General features: G+C 71.4%; 16 protein-coding genes. 9 read left to right on the plus strand and 7 right to left on the minus strand.

Annotation, left to right across the window (positions count from 1 at the left end):
- The first annotated feature begins 72 nt into the window (after window positions 1–72).
- Both AB0H93_RS11765 and AB0H93_RS11770 read left to right on the plus strand, forming a co-directional pair.
- Window positions 73–1,215 carry a Xaa-Pro peptidase family protein gene (locus tag AB0H93_RS11765; protein ID WP_358571218.1) on the plus strand — a complete coding sequence of 381 codons (1,143 nt, stop codon included), beginning with the start codon at window positions 73–75 and terminating at the stop codon, window positions 1,213–1,215.
- The gene (locus tag AB0H93_RS11770; protein ID WP_358571221.1) at window positions 1,212–1,682 is read left to right on the plus strand and encodes an Lrp/AsnC family transcriptional regulator; all 471 of its coding nucleotides are present in this window, start codon (window positions 1,212–1,214) and stop codon (window positions 1,680–1,682) included. Before AB0H93_RS11765 ends, AB0H93_RS11770 begins: the two co-directional genes overlap by 4 nt.
- Window positions 1,683–1,769: 87 nt before the next feature.
- On the opposite strand, the gene AB0H93_RS11775 is transcribed toward AB0H93_RS11770, so the two are convergent.
- Window positions 1,770–2,849 (minus strand): GDSL-type esterase/lipase family protein, encoded by a 1,080-nt coding sequence (locus AB0H93_RS11775; protein ID WP_358571224.1) that lies wholly within the window; start codon window positions 2,847–2,849, stop codon window positions 1,770–1,772.
- A 121-nt stretch (window positions 2,850–2,970) separates the two neighbouring features.
- Here AB0H93_RS11775 and AB0H93_RS11780 point away from each other — a divergent pair, with 121 nt between their 5' ends.
- The 3 genes from AB0H93_RS11780 (at window position 2,971) to AB0H93_RS11790 (ending at window position 6,834) form a co-directional block, all read left to right on the plus strand.
- Complete coding sequence (locus tag AB0H93_RS11780) at window positions 2,971–3,525, plus strand: FxsA family protein (protein WP_358571227.1); 555 nt, start codon at window positions 2,971–2,973, stop codon at window positions 3,523–3,525.
- A gap of 147 nt (window positions 3,526–3,672) precedes the next feature.
- A complete protein-coding gene (locus AB0H93_RS11785; protein WP_358571230.1) occupies window positions 3,673–5,292 on the plus strand; it encodes an amidohydrolase in 1,620 nt (539 codons plus the stop codon).
- 129 nt (window positions 5,293–5,421) lie between these two features.
- On the plus strand, window positions 5,422–6,834 hold the full coding sequence (locus tag AB0H93_RS11790) for a cytochrome P450 (protein ID WP_358571233.1): 1,413 nt from the start codon (window positions 5,422–5,424) through the stop codon (window positions 6,832–6,834).
- 87 nt (window positions 6,835–6,921) lie between these two features.
- Here AB0H93_RS11790 and lpdA read toward each other — a convergent pair whose 3' ends face one another.
- The 4 genes from lpdA to AB0H93_RS11810 form a co-directional block, all read right to left on the minus strand.
- Window positions 6,922–8,316, minus strand: coding sequence for a dihydrolipoyl dehydrogenase (lpdA, locus tag AB0H93_RS11795; protein WP_358571236.1), 1,395 nt, complete (start codon window positions 8,314–8,316; stop codon window positions 6,922–6,924).
- Window positions 8,317–8,380: 64 nt separating this feature from the next.
- A complete protein-coding gene (locus AB0H93_RS11800; protein WP_358571239.1) occupies window positions 8,381–9,859 on the minus strand; it encodes a 2-oxo acid dehydrogenase subunit E2 in 1,479 nt (492 codons plus the stop codon).
- Between the two features lie 2 nt (window positions 9,860–9,861).
- Window positions 9,862–10,893 (minus strand): alpha-ketoacid dehydrogenase subunit beta, encoded by a 1,032-nt coding sequence (locus AB0H93_RS11805; protein ID WP_358571242.1) that lies wholly within the window; start codon window positions 10,891–10,893, stop codon window positions 9,862–9,864.
- A 13-nt stretch (window positions 10,894–10,906) separates the two neighbouring features.
- Window positions 10,907–11,872, minus strand: coding sequence for a thiamine pyrophosphate-dependent dehydrogenase E1 component subunit alpha (locus AB0H93_RS11810; RefSeq protein WP_358571245.1), 966 nt, complete (start codon window positions 11,870–11,872; stop codon window positions 10,907–10,909).
- A gap of 315 nt (window positions 11,873–12,187) precedes the next feature.
- Here AB0H93_RS11810 and AB0H93_RS11815 point away from each other — a divergent pair, with 315 nt between their 5' ends.
- From AB0H93_RS11815 to AB0H93_RS11830, 4 genes are all read left to right on the plus strand, one after another.
- Window positions 12,188–13,402, plus strand: coding sequence for a GAF domain-containing protein (locus AB0H93_RS11815; RefSeq protein ID WP_358571248.1), 1,215 nt, complete (start codon window positions 12,188–12,190; stop codon window positions 13,400–13,402).
- 51 nt (window positions 13,403–13,453) lie between these two features.
- Window positions 13,454–13,951, plus strand: a complete 498-nt coding sequence (locus AB0H93_RS11820; RefSeq protein ID WP_358571250.1) for a helix-turn-helix domain-containing protein — start codon at window positions 13,454–13,456, stop codon at window positions 13,949–13,951.
- Between the two features lie 105 nt (window positions 13,952–14,056).
- Entirely contained in the window at window positions 14,057–14,575 is a 519-nt protein-coding gene (locus AB0H93_RS11825) for an SRPBCC family protein (RefSeq protein WP_358571253.1), read from the plus strand.
- Window positions 14,575–15,633, plus strand: a complete 1,059-nt coding sequence (locus AB0H93_RS11830; protein WP_358571256.1) for an LLM class flavin-dependent oxidoreductase — start codon at window positions 14,575–14,577, stop codon at window positions 15,631–15,633. The genes AB0H93_RS11825 and AB0H93_RS11830 overlap by 1 nt, the downstream gene beginning before the upstream one ends.
- 96 nt (window positions 15,634–15,729) lie before the next feature.
- Here AB0H93_RS11830 and AB0H93_RS11835 read toward each other — a convergent pair whose 3' ends face one another.
- Both AB0H93_RS11835 and dgoD read right to left on the minus strand, forming a co-directional pair.
- Window positions 15,730–15,996, minus strand: a complete 267-nt coding sequence (locus tag AB0H93_RS11835) for a hypothetical protein (RefSeq protein WP_358571259.1) — start codon at window positions 15,994–15,996, stop codon at window positions 15,730–15,732.
- Window positions 15,997–16,288: 292 nt separating this feature from the next.
- Window positions 16,289–17,434 carry a galactonate dehydratase gene (gene dgoD, locus AB0H93_RS11840; RefSeq protein WP_358571457.1) on the minus strand — a complete coding sequence of 382 codons (1,146 nt, stop codon included), beginning with the start codon at window positions 17,432–17,434 and terminating at the stop codon, window positions 16,289–16,291.
- Window positions 17,435–17,444: the final 10 nt, after the last annotated feature.

The following is a 17,444-nucleotide window of genomic DNA, read 5'->3' on the forward strand; positions in this document are numbered from 1 at the left end:
GGGCTCCCGACGGTGGCGTGAACCGGACCGGCCGGGCATCGGGTCGCCGCCCCGGGATTAGGCTTGGGAGCTATGGCCACCGTCTCGATCAAGCAGGATCCATCCGTGCTCGCGGCCCGCCTCACCAAGGCCGCCGAAACCGCAGCCGCGGCGAAACTCGACGCGCTGCTGATCTCGCCCGGTTCCGATCTGCGCTACCTCCTCGGCGCGGGCGGTGAGTCGCACGAGCGGCTGACCTGCCTGGTGCTCCCGGCCGACGGCCGGCCCGCGCTGGTCGTGCCGAAGCTGGAGGAGCCCGGCTTCGCCGGCATCCCGCTGGCGGAGCTCGGCATCGAGGTCGTGACCTGGGTCGACGGTCAGGACCCGCACGCGATGGTGGCCGACCTGGCCCGTCGCGGCGGCGCGCCGTCCAGGCTGGCCGTCGCCGACGTGATGCCCGCGCTGCACACCATCCCGCTGCGCGCCGCCCTGCCCGACGCCGAGCAGGTGCTGGCCGGGACCGTGCTGCGCGAGCTGCGGATGCGCAAGGACGCCGCCGAGATCGAGGCGCTGCGCAAGGCTGGGGCCGCCATCGACCGGGTGCACGCCCGGATGGCGGAGTTCCTCAAGGCGGGCCGGACCGAGGCCGAGGTCGGCGCGGACATCTCCGCGGCGATCATCGAAGAGGGCCACACCGAGGTGGCGTTCGTCATCGTCGGCTCGGGGCCGAACGGCGCCAGCCCGCACCACGACGTGTCGGACCGGGTGATCGAGCGCGGCGACGTGGTCGTCGTCGACATCGGCGGCCCGATCGCGGAGGGCTACAACTCCGACTGCACCCGCACCTACAGCGTGGGCGAGCCCGCCCAGGCGGACGTCCGCGAGACCTACGCCGTGCTGGAGGCCGCGCAGCGCGCCGCCGTCGAGGCGGTGCGGCCGGGCGCGACCGCCGAGTCGATCGACGCCGCGGCCCGCGAGCCGATCGCCGCCGCCGGGTTCGGCGAGTACTTCGTGCACCGCACCGGGCACGGCATCGGCCTGGACGTGCACGAGGAGCCCTACATCGTCGGCGGCAACGCCGCATCGCTGGAGCCGGGCATCGCCTTCAGCGTCGAGCCGGGCATCTACCTGCCGGGACGCTGGGGCGCGCGCATCGAGGACATCGTCATCGTCACCGAGGACGGCGTGGAGAGCGTGAACAACCAGCCGCACGAGTTGGTGGTGCTGCCGGCGTGAGCGAAAGATCCGCAACCCCGGGCGGGCTGGAGGCCACCGACCGCGCCATCCTGCGCGAGCTGGCGCGGGACGGCCGGTGCAGCTTCACCGACCTGGCCGAGCGCGTCGGGCTGAGCGTTTCCGCGGTGCACCAACGGGTTCGCCGGCTGGAGCAGCGCGGCGCCCTGCAGGGCTACACGGCCAAAGTGGACGGTGACCAGATCGGGTTGCCGCTGACCGCGTTCATCTCGCTGACGCCGATCGACCCGGCCGCGCCGGACGACTACCCGCAGCGCCTGGAGCACCTGCCGGAGATCGAGTCGTGCTACTCGGTGGCGGGCGACGAGTCCTACATCCTGCAGGTGCGGGTGACCTCGCCGCTGGGCCTGGAAGAACTGCTGCGGCAGATCCGGGAGGCCGCGAAGGTGTCGACCCGGACGACGGTGGTCCTGTCGACCCCGTTCGAACACCGCCCCCCGGCGATCTGACGCGTCCCGCCGTTCCCCGCAATTTCCATTGAAATCGAAGGTCTGATTTCCATTGAAATTGCGGGGAACGGATCAGGGGTGTGCCTGTCAGGGGTGGGCTTGGGCGGCCGCGGCGTGTTCCGGGACCGCGTGGAGGTTGCCGAGCTCGTCCGGCAAGCACAGCGCCGCCGGGTCTTCCGCGGCCATGAATTCGCCGAGGCAGCGGCCGAGCTGGGCGTGCCCGGAGGCGTTGGCGTGGAAGGACTCCTGCATCGCGTGCGCCGCGCGCTGTTCGTCCTGCAGGCTCGCCCAGTCGACCGTCAGCCTCGTGAACCACTCGCCGTCCGCGGTCCTCGGGTTGCCCGTGCACGCCTCGTGCCCGATGCCCGCTCGCGACAGATCCAGGAACCGGGCGTTCGCCTGCCGCGCGACGTCCTGCAGGCCGGCGGACAGCTGCGGCACCCCGGTGTTCCGGATCCACTCCAGGTCGCCGGTCAGGAACGGGCAGCCGGACAGGTCCTGCAGCTCGGGCTTGACGCCGGGGCCCACCGGCGAGGCGTAGGACTGCACGATCAGCGAGTAGCTGCTCGGCGTGTAGCCGGCGCTGTCCATCGCCACGCGAATGTCGTTCAGCGCGCCCAGCACCTTCGGCTTCATCCGCTCCACCCGCTGCGGCCACGCGGTGCGCATCGACGCCGCGCACCCTTCCGGCGCCTGCCGCACCCAGGCCTCCACGCACTGGTTGACGACGTCGGTGAAGCCCGGGTCGTCGTTGGCGCCGATCTGCACCACGACGTCGGTGATCCGGTACTGCTGCGCCAGTTCCGCCAGCCTCCGGGACTGGGAGCCTTCGGCGTGGCCGGGTTCCGGGTCCGCGCCGACCAGGTCGGTCCGCGCGCCGGAGCAGGCCAGGTTGATGCGGGTCACCTCTGGCGGGAGCCGGAGCTGGTTGATCGGCGCTGCCGCCGACCGGTGGCACCAGTTGTCCCGCTCGCCGTTGGTCCCGGCCTCGTACCGGCCGCCGCCCTCGCCGGACAGCGTGCTGTCGCCGAGGGTCACGACCGCGGCCGGGAGCTGCTTGGGTTGCAGCGGCAGTCCGGGCAGGTACTGGTCGCTGATCAACACCGCGAGGGCCAGCACCGTGCTGACCAGCAGGAGGATTGTTGTTTTCGACTTGTGCGCCCGCATCGGGTGGAAGTCTATGGGGCCGAGGGCCGGGGGCGTTCATCACCTCTGCGGGTTTTGGGAGCATTTGCGGGGCCTCGTTCGTTGAACCTGGTGACTGCCACCGACAGGAGGTCTCCGCGCCGTGCCGATCCTCGTTCTTCTCCTCGTCGCCGGTGTGGTCGAAATCGCCGTGCTGGTCGCCATCGGCCAGGCCATCGGGGTGCTGCCCACCGTCGGTCTGCTGATCGCCGCCGCCGTGCTGGGGACCTGGTTGGTGCGCTGGCAGGGCCGTCGCACCCTGCAGGAGTTCCGCGAGGCCGCGCGCCAGCGCAGGCCCCCGGAGAAGGAGCTCTCCGACGGCGTTCTCATCGCCGCCGCCGGGATCCTGATCATCATGCCCGGTTTCATCAGCGACATCGCCGGGCTGCTGTGCCTGTTCCCGCCGACTCGCGCCCTGCTGCGCAACCGGATGCTGCGCGCGGCGGAGCGGCGGTCGAAGGCGATGCAGGACCAGATGTGGCTGCACACCCAGCAGGCCTACCGCAGGCGGGGCGCGACCGCGCCCGGCGAGGACGTCATCGACGGCGAGGTGGTTTCGGTCACCGAGGACGACGAGCCGACCGCGACCGGGCCGGAGTTGCTGCCGCCGCAACGATCTGCGCAGGCAGAACGGCCGGACGGCAGCCCGCGCAGGTGATCGGGTCGGCGTGCCGTCGGCGGGTCCCGGGCGGCGGGTAAGCTCGCCAGAACGATCGCGGCCGGGTTCGCCGGGGGCGTGCGACGACCCGCTTCGCCGATCTCGACCTGCGCAGTTGGAAACCCGGAACGGGGAAGCACGAAGGACATGTCCGAGACCACGTTGTTGCTCGGCGGGCGGATTCACTCGCCCGCCGACGCCGGTGCCACCGCGATGGCCGTGACCGATGGCACCATCGCGTGGGTCGGCGCCGACGAGGTCGGCCGTGCGCTGCATCCCGACGCCGAGGTCATCGACCTCGAAGGCGCGTTCGTGGCGCCTGCCTTCGTCGACGCGCACGTGCACGCGACCTCCACCGGCCTGCTGCTCAACGGCCTCGACCTGACCGGTTGCGCGTCGCTGACGGAATTCCTGCACGCACTGCGGGATCACGTCGCCGAGTACCCGGGCACGCTGGTGTGGGGCCACGGCTGGGACGAGACGTGGTGGCCGGAGCGACGGCCCCCGACCCGCGACGAGATCGACCGCGCCGCGGCGGGCGCGCCGGTGTACCTGTCCCGGATCGACGTGCACTCCGCCCTGGTGTCCACGACGCTGGTGGACCGGGCCCCGCTTACCCGTGACGCCGAAGGCTGGAGCGAGCACGGCCCGTTGACGCGCGTTGCGCACCACCACGTGCGCCGCGCCGCGCGGGAGGCTCTCGGTGCCGCGCAACGCAAGGAAGCGCAGCTGGCCTTCCTGCAGCACGCCGCCTCGCAGGGCGTGGCGTGCGTGCACGAATGCGGCGGGCCGGACATCTCCGGGGCCGACGACCTGGCCGACCTGCTGGCGCTTTCCGCGCAGGGCGGGGTGCCCGAGGTCGTCGGCTACTGGGGCGAGCTGGGCGCGGTGGAGCGGGCCCGCGAGCTCGGCGTCCGCGGCCTGGCCGGTGACCTGTTCGTCGACGGCGCGGTCGGTTCGCGCACCGCGGCGCTGCGCGAGCCCTACGCGGACGACCGGACGACGGCGGGCGTGCTCTACCTCGACGCGCACGCGGTGGCCGAGCACCTGGTGGAGTGCACGCGGGCCGGCATCCAGGCCGGGTTCCACGTGATCGGCGACGCCGGGGTGGCCGAGGTCTGCGACGGTTTCCGCAAGGCGGCGGAGATCGTGGGCGCGCCCGCGCTGGCGAGCCTGCGCCACCGGCTGGAACACCTGGAGATGGTCGACGAGCAGCAGGCCGCGGAACTGGGCAGGTTCGGCGTCGTGGCGTCCGTCCAGCCGTCCTTCGACGCCGCCTGGGGCGGTCCCGGCGACATGTACGCGCGGCGCCTCGGCGTCGAGCGCGGCACCCGGCTCAACCCGTTCTCGAAGCTCGCCGCCAACGGCGTGCTGCTGGCGTTCGGCTCGGACGCGCCGGTGACGCCGGTCGATCCCTGGCGCGCGGTGCAGGCGGCGGTGCACCACCGCACCGCCGGTTTCGGCATCTCGCCGCGGGCGGCGTTCACGGCGCACACCCGGGGTGGCTGGCGGGCCGCCGGCGTCGACGACGGCATCACGGGCACGTTGGTGCCCGGCGCGCCCGCGACCTACGCGGTGTGGGATGCCGGGGAACTCGTTGTGGCGGCACCGGATTCGCGCGTGCAGCGGTGGTCCACCGATCCGCGAGCGGGAGTGCCGGGCCTGCCCGACCTCTCCCCGGGCGCGCCGCAGCCGCGCTGCCTGCGCACGGTCCTGCGCGGCGAAACCATCTACACCCGGACCTCCGAGGACGACGAACTCGTCTGATCCCGGGTCGCCGCGGTGCCCGGCACGAGCCGTTCGGCGTAGCGGGTTCGAGCTGGTGGCCGATGAGGTTTCCGGCGGTGTTGTGCTTCCGTGGAATGGAGGTGCTCCGCGCCGTCGGGAGGTGCGCCGGTGATCGCCCATGCGCTCAAAAGGCAGCTGCAGTCCGCTATTTCCCGCACCGAGCGGCTCGCGTCCCCGGTCCGGCCGCTGGCCGCGCCGCCGCCCGGCTCGGGGCTGAAGCCGGTGCTCGGCGACTACGGGTTGCCCGTCATCGGGCACACCATCAGCGTGCTGACCGATCTGCTGGAGGCCTCGCGCCGCCGGTACGCGGAGTTCGGACCGGTGTCGTGGGGCGGGATGCTCGGCACCGAGGTCGTCACCGTGATGGGGCCGGACGCGGTCGAGGTCGTGGCGGCCAACCGCGAGAAGGCGTTCGGCAACGAGGGTTTCTACGACTACCTGATCGGCCCGTTCTTCCGCCGCGGCGTCATGCTCATGGATTTCGAGGAGCACCTGCACCACCGCCGGATCATGCAGCAGGCGTTCACCCGCGAACGCCTCGCCGACTACCTCGGCGCGATGACGCCGGCCATCGAGCGCGGCCTGGCGCGGTGGCGGCCGGGCGACCGGTTCCCGGTGTACACCGCGGCGAAGCGGCTCACGCTGGACCTGGCCACCGAGGTGTTCGTCGGCGAACGCCCCGGCACCGACGCGGACCGGATCGCCGAGGCGTTCGTGGCGGCCGTGCACGGCGGTCAGGCGATCGTGCGCGCCGACGTGCCGGGCGGCACCTGGGCGCGCGGGCTGCGCGGGCGGCGGTTGCTGGAGGACTACTTCCGGGAGCGCATCCCCGCCAAGCGCGCCGGAACGGGCAGCGACCTGTTCAGCGTGCTGTGCCGGGCCGAGACCGACGACGGCGAGCGGTACTCCGACGACGACGTCGTCAACCACATGATCTTCGTGCTGATGGCGGCGCACGACACCAGCACGATCACGCTCGCGATGGCGGCCTACTACCTCGGCAGGCATCCCGAGTGGCAGGAGCGGCTCCGCGCCGAGGCCCGCGCGCTGGGGAAACCGGCCATCGACCGGCCCGATCCGGACGGGCTCCCGCTGCTGGACATGGTGCTGAAGGAGGTCATGCGGCTCAACGCCCCGGTGGGCGGGCTGTTCCGGCAGGCGGTCGCGGACACCGAGATCCTCGGCCACTACATCCCGGCGGGCACCAGGGTGGTCGCCCAGCTGTACGCGACGCAGCGGATGCCGCAGTGGTGGCCCGCGCCGGACGAGTTCGATCCCGAGCGCTTCGCCGAGCCCCGCCGGGAGGACAAGGTGCACCGCTACGCGTGGGCGCCGTTCGGCGGCGGCGTGCACAAGTGCATCGGGATGCACTTCGGCGGCATGGAGCTCAAGGCGATCATGCACCAGTTGCTGCTGCGGTTCCGGTGGACCGTCCCGGCCGGGTACGAGCCGCGGATGCGCTACGGGACCGGCCCGATGCCGACCGACGGCCTGCCGATCCGCCTGCACCGCATCTCGTGAGCGATCGTCAGACGCGGTAGGCGAGGACGGGCGGCGCCGACCCTGGTGATCCGCGGGGTCCGGGTGGGCCGGACCCCGCGGACGTCGTCACGCGTTCAGCGGCCTGCCCAGGGCCGCCAAGACCGATTCGTGCACGGCCTCCGACAGCGTCGGGTGCGCGAAGACGACCTCGGCGAGATCGTCGGCCGTGGCCTCCAACGAGCTGGCGACCCCGAAGCCCTGGACCAGTTCCGTGACATCCGGGCCGACCAGGTGCGCGCCCAGCAGTTCGCCGCTGGCGGCGTCGAAGATGGTCTTGACGAAGCCGTCCGCCTCGCCGATGGCCATCGCCTTGCCGGAGGCCTGCAGATCGAACCGGCCGACCTGCAGCGGGCGCCCGGTCTCCCGGGCCTGGGCTTCGGTCAGGCCGAGCCGGGCAACCTGCGGTCGTGCGTAGGTGCACCCCGGAATTACGCCGGGGTCCAGCGGTTTCACGTGCTCGACCCCGGCGAGCCGCTCGACGCACACCACGCCTTCGTGGCTCGCCTTGTGGGCGAGGCACGGGGCTCCCGCGACGTCCCCGATCGCGTATACGCCGAACACGTTGGTCCGGCACCAAGCGTCGGTGCGGACGAATCCGCGTTCCACCTCGACCCCGAGCTCTTCGAGCCCGAGACCGGCCACATTGCCCTCGACGCCCGCTGCGACCAGGACGCGCTCCGCGGTGAGCCGCTCCGCCGCGCCGTCGGCGAGGTTCAGCGTCGCGGTCACGTGATCGGCCGCCACAGCGACCTCGGACACCGATGCGCCGGTGTGCACCCTGATGTCGCGCTTCTCGAACTTCTTGCGCACGTGCTCGGCGACCGCGGCGTCCTCGGCGGGCATGACCTGCGGGGCCATCTCGACGAGCGTGACCTCGCTGCCGAGATCGTTGTACAGGCTGGCGAATTCGACCCCGATCGCGCCGGACCCGATGACGAGCAAGGACTTCGGGACTTCCGCGGGCACCAACGCCTCGAAGTACGTCCAGACCCGGTCCCCGTCGGGCACCACCCCGGGCAGCGCCCGGGGCCGCGCGCCGGTCGCCAGGATCACGTGGTCCGCGCGCAGCGTCGCCGGGCGCTCCCCGGCGACTTCGACCACGCCCTTGTCGGTCAACCGGGCGGACCCGCTGACGACGTCGATGCCGTTCTTCCGCATCAGGTATTCGACGCCGCCGGCGAGGCGGTCCGAAACCGAGCGGCTGAACGCCACCAGCTGCGCCATGTCGAACTCCACGCCGCTCGCGGTGAACCCCAGCGGTCGTAGGTTCGCCAGCGTGTGGGCGACGTCCGCGCCGTGCAGCAGCGCCTTGGTCGGGATGCACCCCCAGTTCAGGCAGATGCCGCCGAGCCGGTCGCGTTCGACGACGGCGGTGCGCAGCCCGAGCTGGGCGGCGCGGATGGCCGCCACGTAGCCGCCGGGGCCGCCGCCGACGACGAGCACGTCGTACTTCTCGCCCATCGCTTTCTCCTCGTGTCCTGGGTCCATGAACCTCGATCGGGGCAATGCGCCCTGCTGCGCAGCACTAGACCAGCATCAGGGCCGGTGATTCGACGAAACGCTTGAGCTCCCGCAGGAACGTCGCGCCGAGCGCGCCGTCGATCACGCGGTGGTCGCAGGAGAGCGTCACCGTCAGCACCGTCCGGGCGATGACCTGTCCGTCGTCGACGAACGGGCGCTGCTCGCCGGATCCGACCGCGAGGATCGCAGCCTGCGGCGGGTTGATGATCGCGTCGAATTCGCGCACCCCGAACATGCCGAGGTTGGAGACCGTGAAGGTGCCGCCCTGGATCTCCTCGGGCTTGAGCCGGCCGGTCTTGGCCTTGGTCACCAGTGAGTGCACCTCGCCCGAGATGTCGGCCAGGGACTTGGTGTCGGCGCCGCGCACGATGGGCGTGATCAGGCCGGCGGGCAGCGCCACCGCGACGGAGATGTCGGCGGCGGAATACCGCAGCACCGCCTGGGATTCCTCGTCGAACTGCACGTTGACGTCCGGGACCTTGCGCAGCGTGGCCGCGCACGCCTTGACGATGAAGTCGTTCACCGAGAGCTTGACCGCCGGCACCGTGGCGTTGATCTGCTTCCGCAGGGTGAGCAGCGCATCGATCTCCAGGTCCGCGGTCAGCCGGAAGTGCGGGGAGTTCTGCTTCGAGGACTGCAGCCGCCGGCCGATCGCCTTGCGCATCGAATCAAGTGGAACGGTCTCGAATTCCGGTGCTGCCGGGGCGGTTTCGCGGACCTCGGGTTCGGCGGTGGGCAGGAACTTCCGCTCCGCTTCGCGGACGTCCGCGACGCACACGCGGCCGCGCGCACCCGTGGCCCGGCAGTCGTGCAGGTTGATACCGAGGCTCGCCGCGAGGCGCCGCGCCACCGGGGTGGCGTTGACCCCGCTGTCATCCTGTGTGGACTGCGGGGGAGTGGTCTTGCGCTGCGGTGCAACCGGTTCTGCGACGATGCCGCCTGCCGCGCGGATGGCGGCGTGGACGTCGGCCACCGAAACCCGGCCGATGCGGCCGGTACCGGTCACCTTGCCCAGGTCGACCCGGAGCTTCGTCGCGAGCTTGAGCGCGTGCGGCGTCGCGAAGACGTCGTCGTTCGTCGAGCCGGCCAGCGAATCCGGGATGACGGTCGTGCCGGGCGTCGGAACCGGCGCCGGTACTGCCACCGCGGTAGTGGGCGAAACTGATTTCGCTGCAACGGGTTCCGGTGCGGGAGAGCCGTTCGCCGCCAGGAACTCCTCGATCGCCGAATCTGGGACGCCGGCGTCCGCCGACACCGCCATCGGCGCTCCCACCGGCAGCGTTTCGCCCGGCTTCGCGAGGATGCGGCGCAGCACCCCGTCGAAGGGCGCCTCCATCTCGTTGGTGATCTTGCTGGTCTCGACCTCGCAGATCGCGTCGCCCTTGCGGAACCCGGCGCCCTCGTCGACCAGCCACTTGGTGATGGTGCCCTCCTCCATGGAAAGGCCCCACTTCGGCACTTCGATCAGGTTGATGTCGCTCATGATCAGTTCGCCACCAGCCTGCGGATCGCGGTTTCGATGCGGGCCGCGTCCGGCAGCCAGGCCTTCTCCAGCTTGGGGGAGAACGGCACCGGCGTGTGCGGCGGCGTCACCAGCTCGACCGGTGCCCGCAGCGAGTCGAACGCCTTGGTGGCGATGAGCGCGGCCACGTCGTGGCCGAAACCGCAGCGCGCCGCCGACTCGTCCACGACGACCACCCGGCCGGTGGCGGCCACCGATTCGAGGATGCCCTCCTCGTCCAGCGGCGAGACGGTCCGCGGGTCCACGACCTCGACCGAGATGCCCTCCGCGGCCAGCCTGTCGGCCGCGTCGTTGGCGGCGTTGACCATGGCGGACAGGGCGATCACCGTCACGTCCGTGCCCTGCCGGGTGTAGTTGGCCACCCCGAACGGGATCGCGTAGGGCTCGTCCGGCACCTCGGCCTTGGTGTCGTAGAGGGTCTTGTGCTCGCAGAACACGACCGGGTCGTCGTCCCGGATGGCCTGGATCAGCAGCCCCTTCGCGTCGTAGGCGTTCGACGGCGCCACGACCTTCAAGCCGGGCACGGCGGCGAACACGTTGTACGGCGACTGCGAGTGCTGGGCGGCGGCGGAGAACCCCGCGCCGATCATGCCGCGCATCACCATCGGCGTGCGCGCCTTGCCGCCGAACATGTACCGGAACTTCGCCGCCTGGTTGTAGAGCGCGTCGTAGCAGACTCCGAAGAAGTCCATGAACATCAGCTCGGCCACGGGCCGCAGGCCGGTCAGCGCCGCCCCGGCCGCCATGCCGATGATCGCGGACTCCGTGATCGGCGTGTCGATGACGCGCTCGGAGCCGAACTGGGTCCACAGGCCCTTGGTGACGCCGAGGACGCCGCCGAACGCCTCGACCTTCTTCGTCTCCAGGTCCGGGTTGGTGCCGGCGTGGCCGCCGCGCAGGTCCTCGCCGATCTGCACGACGGTCTCGTCGCGCTCCATCTCCTGGCAGAGGGCGTCCTTCACGGCCTCGCGGTACGTCTTCTTCGACGTGGTCATCGTCGCCAGCCCTTCAGTACGAGACGTAGACGTCGGTGAGCAGGTTCTCGATCGGTGGGTACGCGGCGGCGCGGGCCCGGGCCACGGCGTCGCCGACGAGCTCCCGGGACTCTTCGTCGATGGCGTCCAGCTCCCTCCCAGTGGTCTTCTTCCGGTCCACCTTGTCCCGGAAGATCTGCAGCGGATCCCGCGTCCGTCGCAGCTCCGCGACCTGCTCCGGGGTCCGGTACAGCTGCGCGTCGCCCTCGAAGTGGCCCCAGAAGCGGTTCGCCCGGGCCTCGATGGTGGTCGGCCCGCCTCCGTCGCGGGCCCGCTCGGCGGCCTGCCGGGTGGCCTCGTGGACTTCGAAGAAGTCCGTTCCGTCGACCTTCACCGCGGGCATGCCGAACGCGGCCGCCCGGGCGGCGATGTCCGGTGCGCCGACCGCGTAGTCGGTGCCGGTGGCCTCGCCGAACCCGTTGTTCTCGATGACGAAGATGATCGGCAGCCGGAGGACCACCGCCATGTTCATGGCCTCGAAGGTGGTGCCCTGGTTCGAGCCGCCGTCACCGGTGAACGACGCGGCGATACCGCCGTTGCGCAGCGTCTTGGCGCTCAACGCGGCGCCGATCGCCAGCGAAGGCGCGCCGCCGACGATCGCGTTGGCGCCGAGCATGCCGACCGACAGGTCGGCGATGTGCATCGATCCGCCCTTGCCGTGGCACAAGCCGTCGTCCTTGCCGAAGATCTCCGCCATCATCCCGTGGATGTCGCAGCCCTTGGCGATGCAGTGCCCGTGGCCGCGGTGCGTGGAGCCGATGTAGTCGGTGTCCCGCAGGTTCTCGCACACACCGACGGCGATCGCCTCTTGCCCGGAGTACAGGTGGATGAAACCGGGGATGTCGCCGGTGGCGTTCTCCTCGTGCAGGCGGTCCTCGAACGCGCGGATCTCGGACATCTTTCGATAAGCGCGCAGCAGCTCTTGCTTGTTCAAGGCCATCTCGCTCCTCTTCCGCGTGCGGTCCGGCGACCTGGCGATGTGCAGACCCGCCGTGGCTCTTGGTCGGCAAACGTAGGCGGCTTCGGGAAGCGCCGACCAGCGTTGCAGCAGGTTGCATCGCGTGGGATTTCGCGAAGTGGCAACGATCTTCTCGGCAAAGCTCGGTCCTCTGTGGATCGATCGCGCGGGGGGCGGAAGGCCCCGACGCCTGATGCAACCCTGTGCAACCCTTGCGCACCTGCCCGGCCCGGTCGTCTCCTGTGGCGACGTGATGCGGGCGACACAGCGTTGTTGCGGGAGCGACAGGAGTTGGCCATGCGGACCCATCGCCTCGACGAGACCGCACTCCCCGTGGGGGCGGATTCGCGGCAGTACGCCCGCGCGGTCGCCCGCGCGCACGACGCCGTGGTGAGCGGTCGCCGCCCGGAGGTTTCGCCGCGGCAGCTGATCGTCCGGTCCTGGCGCCGCGCGCGCAGCCAGGGCATCGACCCGGACCACGGCGTGGAGAGCCGGCCGGTGTCCGCAGGTGAGGTCGAGCGCCGCCGAGTCGCCTGCGGCATCACCGATGACGCGCTGCTGGTGCTGCGCAGCGGCCTGGTCCCGGCGGCCGAGAGCGCCGGGCACATCGTGGTCGTCGTCGACGTCGAGGGACGAGTCCTGTGGCGGGACGGGCAGCCGGGGGTGTTCCGCCGGGCCGACCGCCTCGGGTTCGTCGAGGGCGCGTGCTGGCTGGAGAACGCGGTGGGCACGAACGCCATCGGCACAGCGCTGGTCGAGGGCGTGCCGGTGCAGGTCCAGTCGGCCGAGCACTACGTGCGCAGCCACCACGCGTGGACCTGCGCGGCCGCGCCGATCCGCGACCCGCGCGACGGGCGGCTGCTCGGCGCGGTGGACGTCAGCGGGCCGGCCGGCACCATGCACCCCAGCACCCTCGCGCTGGTCCGAGCGGTGGCCGGGCTGGCGGAGGCGAAGTTGCGCGATGCGCACCGCACCCGCCTGGACCGGCTGCGCGCCGTGGCCGCGCCGCTGCTGGCGAAGATCGACGGGCAGGCCCTGGTGGTCGATCCGAACGGTTGGGTGGCCGCCTCGACCGGCCTGCCGCCGCTGGACCGCATCGCGCTGCCGGATCGGCTGGATGCGCAGGAGGCGTGGCTGCCGGCGTTCGGCGCCTGCTCGCTCGAACCGCTGCCGGAGGGACTCCTGCTGCGCCCCTGTGAGCCGGACGCGCCGTCGGCGGCCCGCGTGGTGGTCGACGTGCGGCGGTCGGGTCGCCCCGCGCTGACCGTGCACCGGACGTCCGGGAGCTGGACGTACCGGCTCAGCGGGCGCCACGCGGAGATCCTGCTCGACCTGGCCGAGAACCGGGCGGGCCGGACCGCCGCCGAGCTCGCCGAGCAGCTGTTCGGGGACCGGACCCGGACGATCACGGTGCGCGCGGAGATGTCCCGGCTGCGCAAGCGGTTCGGCGATCTGCTGGACCACCGGCCGTACCGCTTCCTGGCCGACCTGGACGTGACCGCGCTGCGCTGACAGGCGCGCTCAGTCGGTGAGTTGCGTCGTGAGACTTGTAGGCTCGCAGGCATGAGGCGCACCTCCTTCGCACGGTGGCCGTGCTCGATCGCGCGGACGATGGATCTGCTGGGCGACTGGTGGACTCCGCTGGTGCTGCGCGAGGCGTTCTACGGGATCAAGCGGTTCGACGAGTTCCAGCAGGAACTGGGCATCGCCCGGAACACGCTTTCGGAGCGGTTGCGGCGGCTGGTGGACGAAGGGCTGCTGGAGAAGCGGCAGTACGACAGCTTCCCGGTGCGCTACGACTACGTGCTGACCGAGAAGGGGCGCGATTTCTTCGGCGTCCTCGCCGCGATGTCGCGGTGGGGCGACAAGTGGCTCGCGGGCGAGGAAGGCCCGCCGGTGACCATGCACCACGACCGCTGCGGCCACGACTGCCACGCCGAGGTGGTGTGCTCGGCGTGCGGCGATCCGTTGAAGTCCGCGGAGACGAGCAAGCGGCTGGGGCCGGGGTATCCGCCCAAGCTCGCCGAGCGGCCGGACGTCCAGCGCCGGTTCGCGCGCTAAACGACGTCGCCGAAGCGCGTTCGTGACCCTTGACACGAGAGTCTTGTTAAGCAACTCTCGTGGTCAACGCACTGGTAGGGGTCGAAGCGACGAGGAGGTCGGCCGGTGGAGTGGACGGGCGCGAGGTATGCGGACGGACCGACGGTGGAGCTGCGGACGCGGATCGACGCCCCGCCGGATCGGGTGTGGGAGCTGGTGTCCGACATCGAGCTGATGCCGCGGCTGAGCGCGGAGTTGCAGTCGGTGGAGTGGGCGGACGGGGCGACTGGCCCGGCGCTGGGCGCCAAGTTCGTCGGCCACAACAAGCACGACGCGCTCGGCGAGTGGTCGACGACCTCCCACATCGTCGAGTTCGAGCCGTCGCGGGTCTTCGCTTGGGCGGTGGCGGATCCGGACGACCCGAGTGCGACCTGGCGGTTCACCGTCGAGTCCGCCGACGGCGGCGCGGTGCTGCGGCAGTGGGTGCGGCTGGGCCCCGGCCGGTCCGGGCTGTCGCTGGCGATCGACAAGATGCCGGAGAAGGAGCAGAAGATCGTATTCGTGCGGCTGCGGGAGTTCGAGACCGCCATCGCCACGAACCTCGCCGCGATCAAGGAACTCGCCGAGGGGAAGGTGGACGCCTGATGCGCACGGCCACTTCGATCGAGGCATCGGGCGGCGCCGACTGGTCGGAGCCGGTCGAGTTCGCGGTGGAGGCGGAGAAGCTCGGCCTGGACATCGTCTGGGTGGCGGAGGCGTGGGGTTCCGACGCGCCGTCGACGCTGGGTTACCTGGCGGCGCGCACCGAACGTCTGCTGCTCGGCTCGGGGATCATCCAGCTCGGCACCCGGACCCCGGTGGCCATCGCGCAGGCGGCGATCACCCTGTCGCAGCTGTCTGCGGGGCGGTTCTTGCTGGGCCTGGGCCCGTCGGGCCCGCAGGTGATCGAGGGTCTGCACGGGGTGCCGTTCGCGAAGCCGATGGCCCGGATGCGCGAGACCGTGGAGGTCATCCGGGCGGCGCTCTCCGGCGAGAAGATCTCCTTCTCCGGTGGCCAGTTCCAGATCCCGCTGCCCGGCGGCGATGCGCGGCCGATGCGCCTGTCGGCGCGGGCGGAGCACGACATCCCGATCTACCTGGCGACGCTGTCGCCCGGGATGCTCCGGCTGACCGGCCGGATCGCCGAAGGGTGGCTGGGCACCAGCTTCGTGCCCGAAGGCGCGGCCGAGGCCTACTTCGCGCACCTGGACGCGGGCCTGGCCGAGGCCGGGCGGACCCGGGCCGATCTCGACGTCTGCCAGGGAGCGGAGGTCGCCTTCGCCACGGACGCGGACGAACTGCGCGGAATGCTGGTCGACCGCAAGAAGAAGCTGGCCTTCTCCCTGGGCGGGATGGGCTCGTCCAGCACGAACTTCTACAACAACGCATACAGCCGCCAGGGCTGGGCGGAGGCGGCTGCGCAGGTCCGCCAGCGGTGGCAGGCCGGTGACCGCGACGGCGCGGCGGCGCTGGTCACCGACGAGATGGTGCTCGGCACGACGCTGATCGGCACCGAGGAGATGGTCCGCGACCGGCTGCGGGTCTGGCAGGACGCCGGCGTGGACACCGTCCGGCTCTACCCTGCGGGCGAGACCCTCGACGAACGCCTGACCACGCTGGGCCGCGCGATCGACCTGGTCCGCGAGGTGGAGTCGACCGCCTGACAACGGTTTCCCTCTCCTGACAGCCTTCGAGGGGCGCCGGTGCGCGGCGCCCCTCGAAGGTTTTCCGGTGCGAATCAGGTCGTGATCACGCCGAGGTCACTGCCCCCAGGCACCCCACAGCGCCCAAGCCGACGGGCTGATGTCCTGCTGGGCGTTGTTCTGGGCGCCCCAACCGGAGTCCTGGTTGTTGTCGTTCCAGGCGTTCTCCTGCTGCGGCTGCTGCTGTTGCTGCGGCTGCTGCTGCTCCTGCTGCTGGGGCTGCTGCCACAAGGGGTTCTCGTCGGCGCTGGCGAGCCCCTGGGCGCCCAGCAGGAGGCCGGTGGACGCGGCGGCGGCAAGGGCGAGCTTGGCGGTGGTGCGCATTCTCAATCTCCTCATTGCTTGAAAGGGGTGGTGCGACTGGGAACTTGCCTTGCATCCGGGTGTCCAGCAGGGCCTGCGCCCCCAATGTGTGTCACCCCCGGCCGCCGTGTACCGGGCTGTGGTCGATCGTGCCCCGTTCGGGCTGCGTGCGGTGTCCCCCAGACGCTGAAAAGGGCGCGGTCGGGGCATCGTGACCGTCCGCGTTCCGGGGAGAGCGAGTTGTTCAGTCCACTGAGGATGATTCGGTTTTTCGGATTCTGCGGCAATGCAAAAGGCTTGTCGGTCTGGTCGATCACCACTCCGCCAGGGAGCCATCTTCGTTGCGCCACAACGGGTTTCGCCAGCGCTGTCCGATTTCCGCGGCTCGGCGCACCGCCGCCTCGTCGACCTCGATGCCCAGGCCCGGTCCGGTGAGCCGGTCGACGTGGCTGTCGTGGAAGTCGAAGACGCTCGCGTCGACGAGGTAGTCCAGCAGGTCCGAGCCGGTGTTGTAGTGGATGCCGAGGCTGGTCTCCTGGATCAGCGCGTTCGGGCAGGCGAAGTCGATCTGCAGCGATGCCGCGAACGCGATCGGCCCCAGCGGGCAGTGCGGGGCCAGGGACACGCCGTGCGCCTCCGCCATCGCCGCGATCCGGCGGACCTCGGAGATCCCGCCCGCGTGCGACAGGTCCGGCTGCGCGACCGCGATGCCCGAGCCGAGCACGTCGCGGAAGTCCCACCGCGAGTACAGCCGCTCGCCGGTGGCGATCGGCACGGTGGTGGACGCGCAGATCCGCCCGAAGTCGGCGGTCAGCTCCGGCACGATCGGTTCTTCCACGAACAGCGGGTGCAGCGGTTCCAGCAGTCGGCAGGCCTCGCGGGCGAGCGCGGGGGAGACCCGGCCGTGGAAGTCGATGGCGATGTCGGCGCGGTCGCCGATCGCCTCCCGCACCGCGGCGACGCGCCCCACCAGGAGGTCGAGCTCGGCCTTGGACTCCAGCGCGCGCACCCTGCCGGTGCCGTTCATCTTGACCGCGTCGAAGCCCTCCTGCATGCGTTCCCGGGCGTGGTCGGCGACCCGGTCCGGCTCGTCGCCGGCGATCCACGAGTAGGTGCGGACGCGGTCGCGGACCGCGCCGCCGAGCAGCTCGTGGACGGGCACGCCGAGCGCCTTGCCCTTGATGTCCCACAGCGCCTGGTCGATGCCGGCCACCGCGCTGGACAGGATGGGCCCGCCCCGGTAGAAGCCGCCCCTGGTCATGACCTGCCAGTGGTCCTCGATGCGGAACGGGTCCTGGCCGAGGAGGTGGTCGGAGAGTTCCTCGACGGCGGTGGCGACGGTCGCGGAGCGGCCCTCCACGACCGGCTCGCCCCAGCCGGTGATGCCCTCGTCGGTGCGCACGGCCAGGAACAGCCAGCGGGGCGCGACCGAAAAGGTCTCCAACGAAACGATCTTCATCGAACCGCCT

The organism is Saccharopolyspora sp. NPDC050642, from assembly GCF_040654735.1.
In the GTDB taxonomy this organism is placed as follows: domain Bacteria; phylum Actinomycetota; class Actinomycetes; order Mycobacteriales; family Pseudonocardiaceae; genus Saccharopolyspora; species Saccharopolyspora elongata.

Coding starts and splice junctions, on each gene's coding strand:
- dgoD (WP_358571457.1), bottom strand. CDS start 17,434: ATGAAGATCGTTTCGTTGGAGACCTTTTCGGTCGCGCCCCGCTGGCTG.
- AB0H93_RS11805 (WP_358571242.1), bottom strand. CDS start 10,893: ATGACCACGTCGAAGAAGACGTACCGCGAGGCCGTGAAGGACGCCCTC.
- AB0H93_RS11810 (WP_358571245.1), bottom strand. CDS start 11,872: ATGGCCTTGAACAAGCAAGAGCTGCTGCGCGCTTATCGAAAGATGTCC.
- AB0H93_RS11775 (WP_358571224.1), bottom strand. CDS start 2,849: ATGCGGGCGCACAAGTCGAAAACAACAATCCTCCTGCTGGTCAGCACG.
- AB0H93_RS11815 (WP_358571248.1), top strand. CDS start 12,188: ATGCGGACCCATCGCCTCGACGAGACCGCACTCCCCGTGGGGGCGGAT.
- AB0H93_RS11785 (WP_358571230.1), top strand. CDS start 3,673: ATGTCCGAGACCACGTTGTTGCTCGGCGGGCGGATTCACTCGCCCGCC.
- AB0H93_RS11800 (WP_358571239.1), bottom strand. CDS start 9,859: ATGAGCGACATCAACCTGATCGAAGTGCCGAAGTGGGGCCTTTCCATG.
- AB0H93_RS11765 (WP_358571218.1), top strand. CDS start 73: ATGGCCACCGTCTCGATCAAGCAGGATCCATCCGTGCTCGCGGCCCGC.
- lpdA (WP_358571236.1), bottom strand. CDS start 8,316: ATGGGCGAGAAGTACGACGTGCTCGTCGTCGGCGGCGGCCCCGGCGGC.
- AB0H93_RS11820 (WP_358571250.1), top strand. CDS start 13,454: ATGAGGCGCACCTCCTTCGCACGGTGGCCGTGCTCGATCGCGCGGACG.
- AB0H93_RS11830 (WP_358571256.1), top strand. CDS start 14,575: ATGCGCACGGCCACTTCGATCGAGGCATCGGGCGGCGCCGACTGGTCG.
- AB0H93_RS11835 (WP_358571259.1), bottom strand. CDS start 15,996: ATGCGCACCACCGCCAAGCTCGCCCTTGCCGCCGCCGCGTCCACCGGC.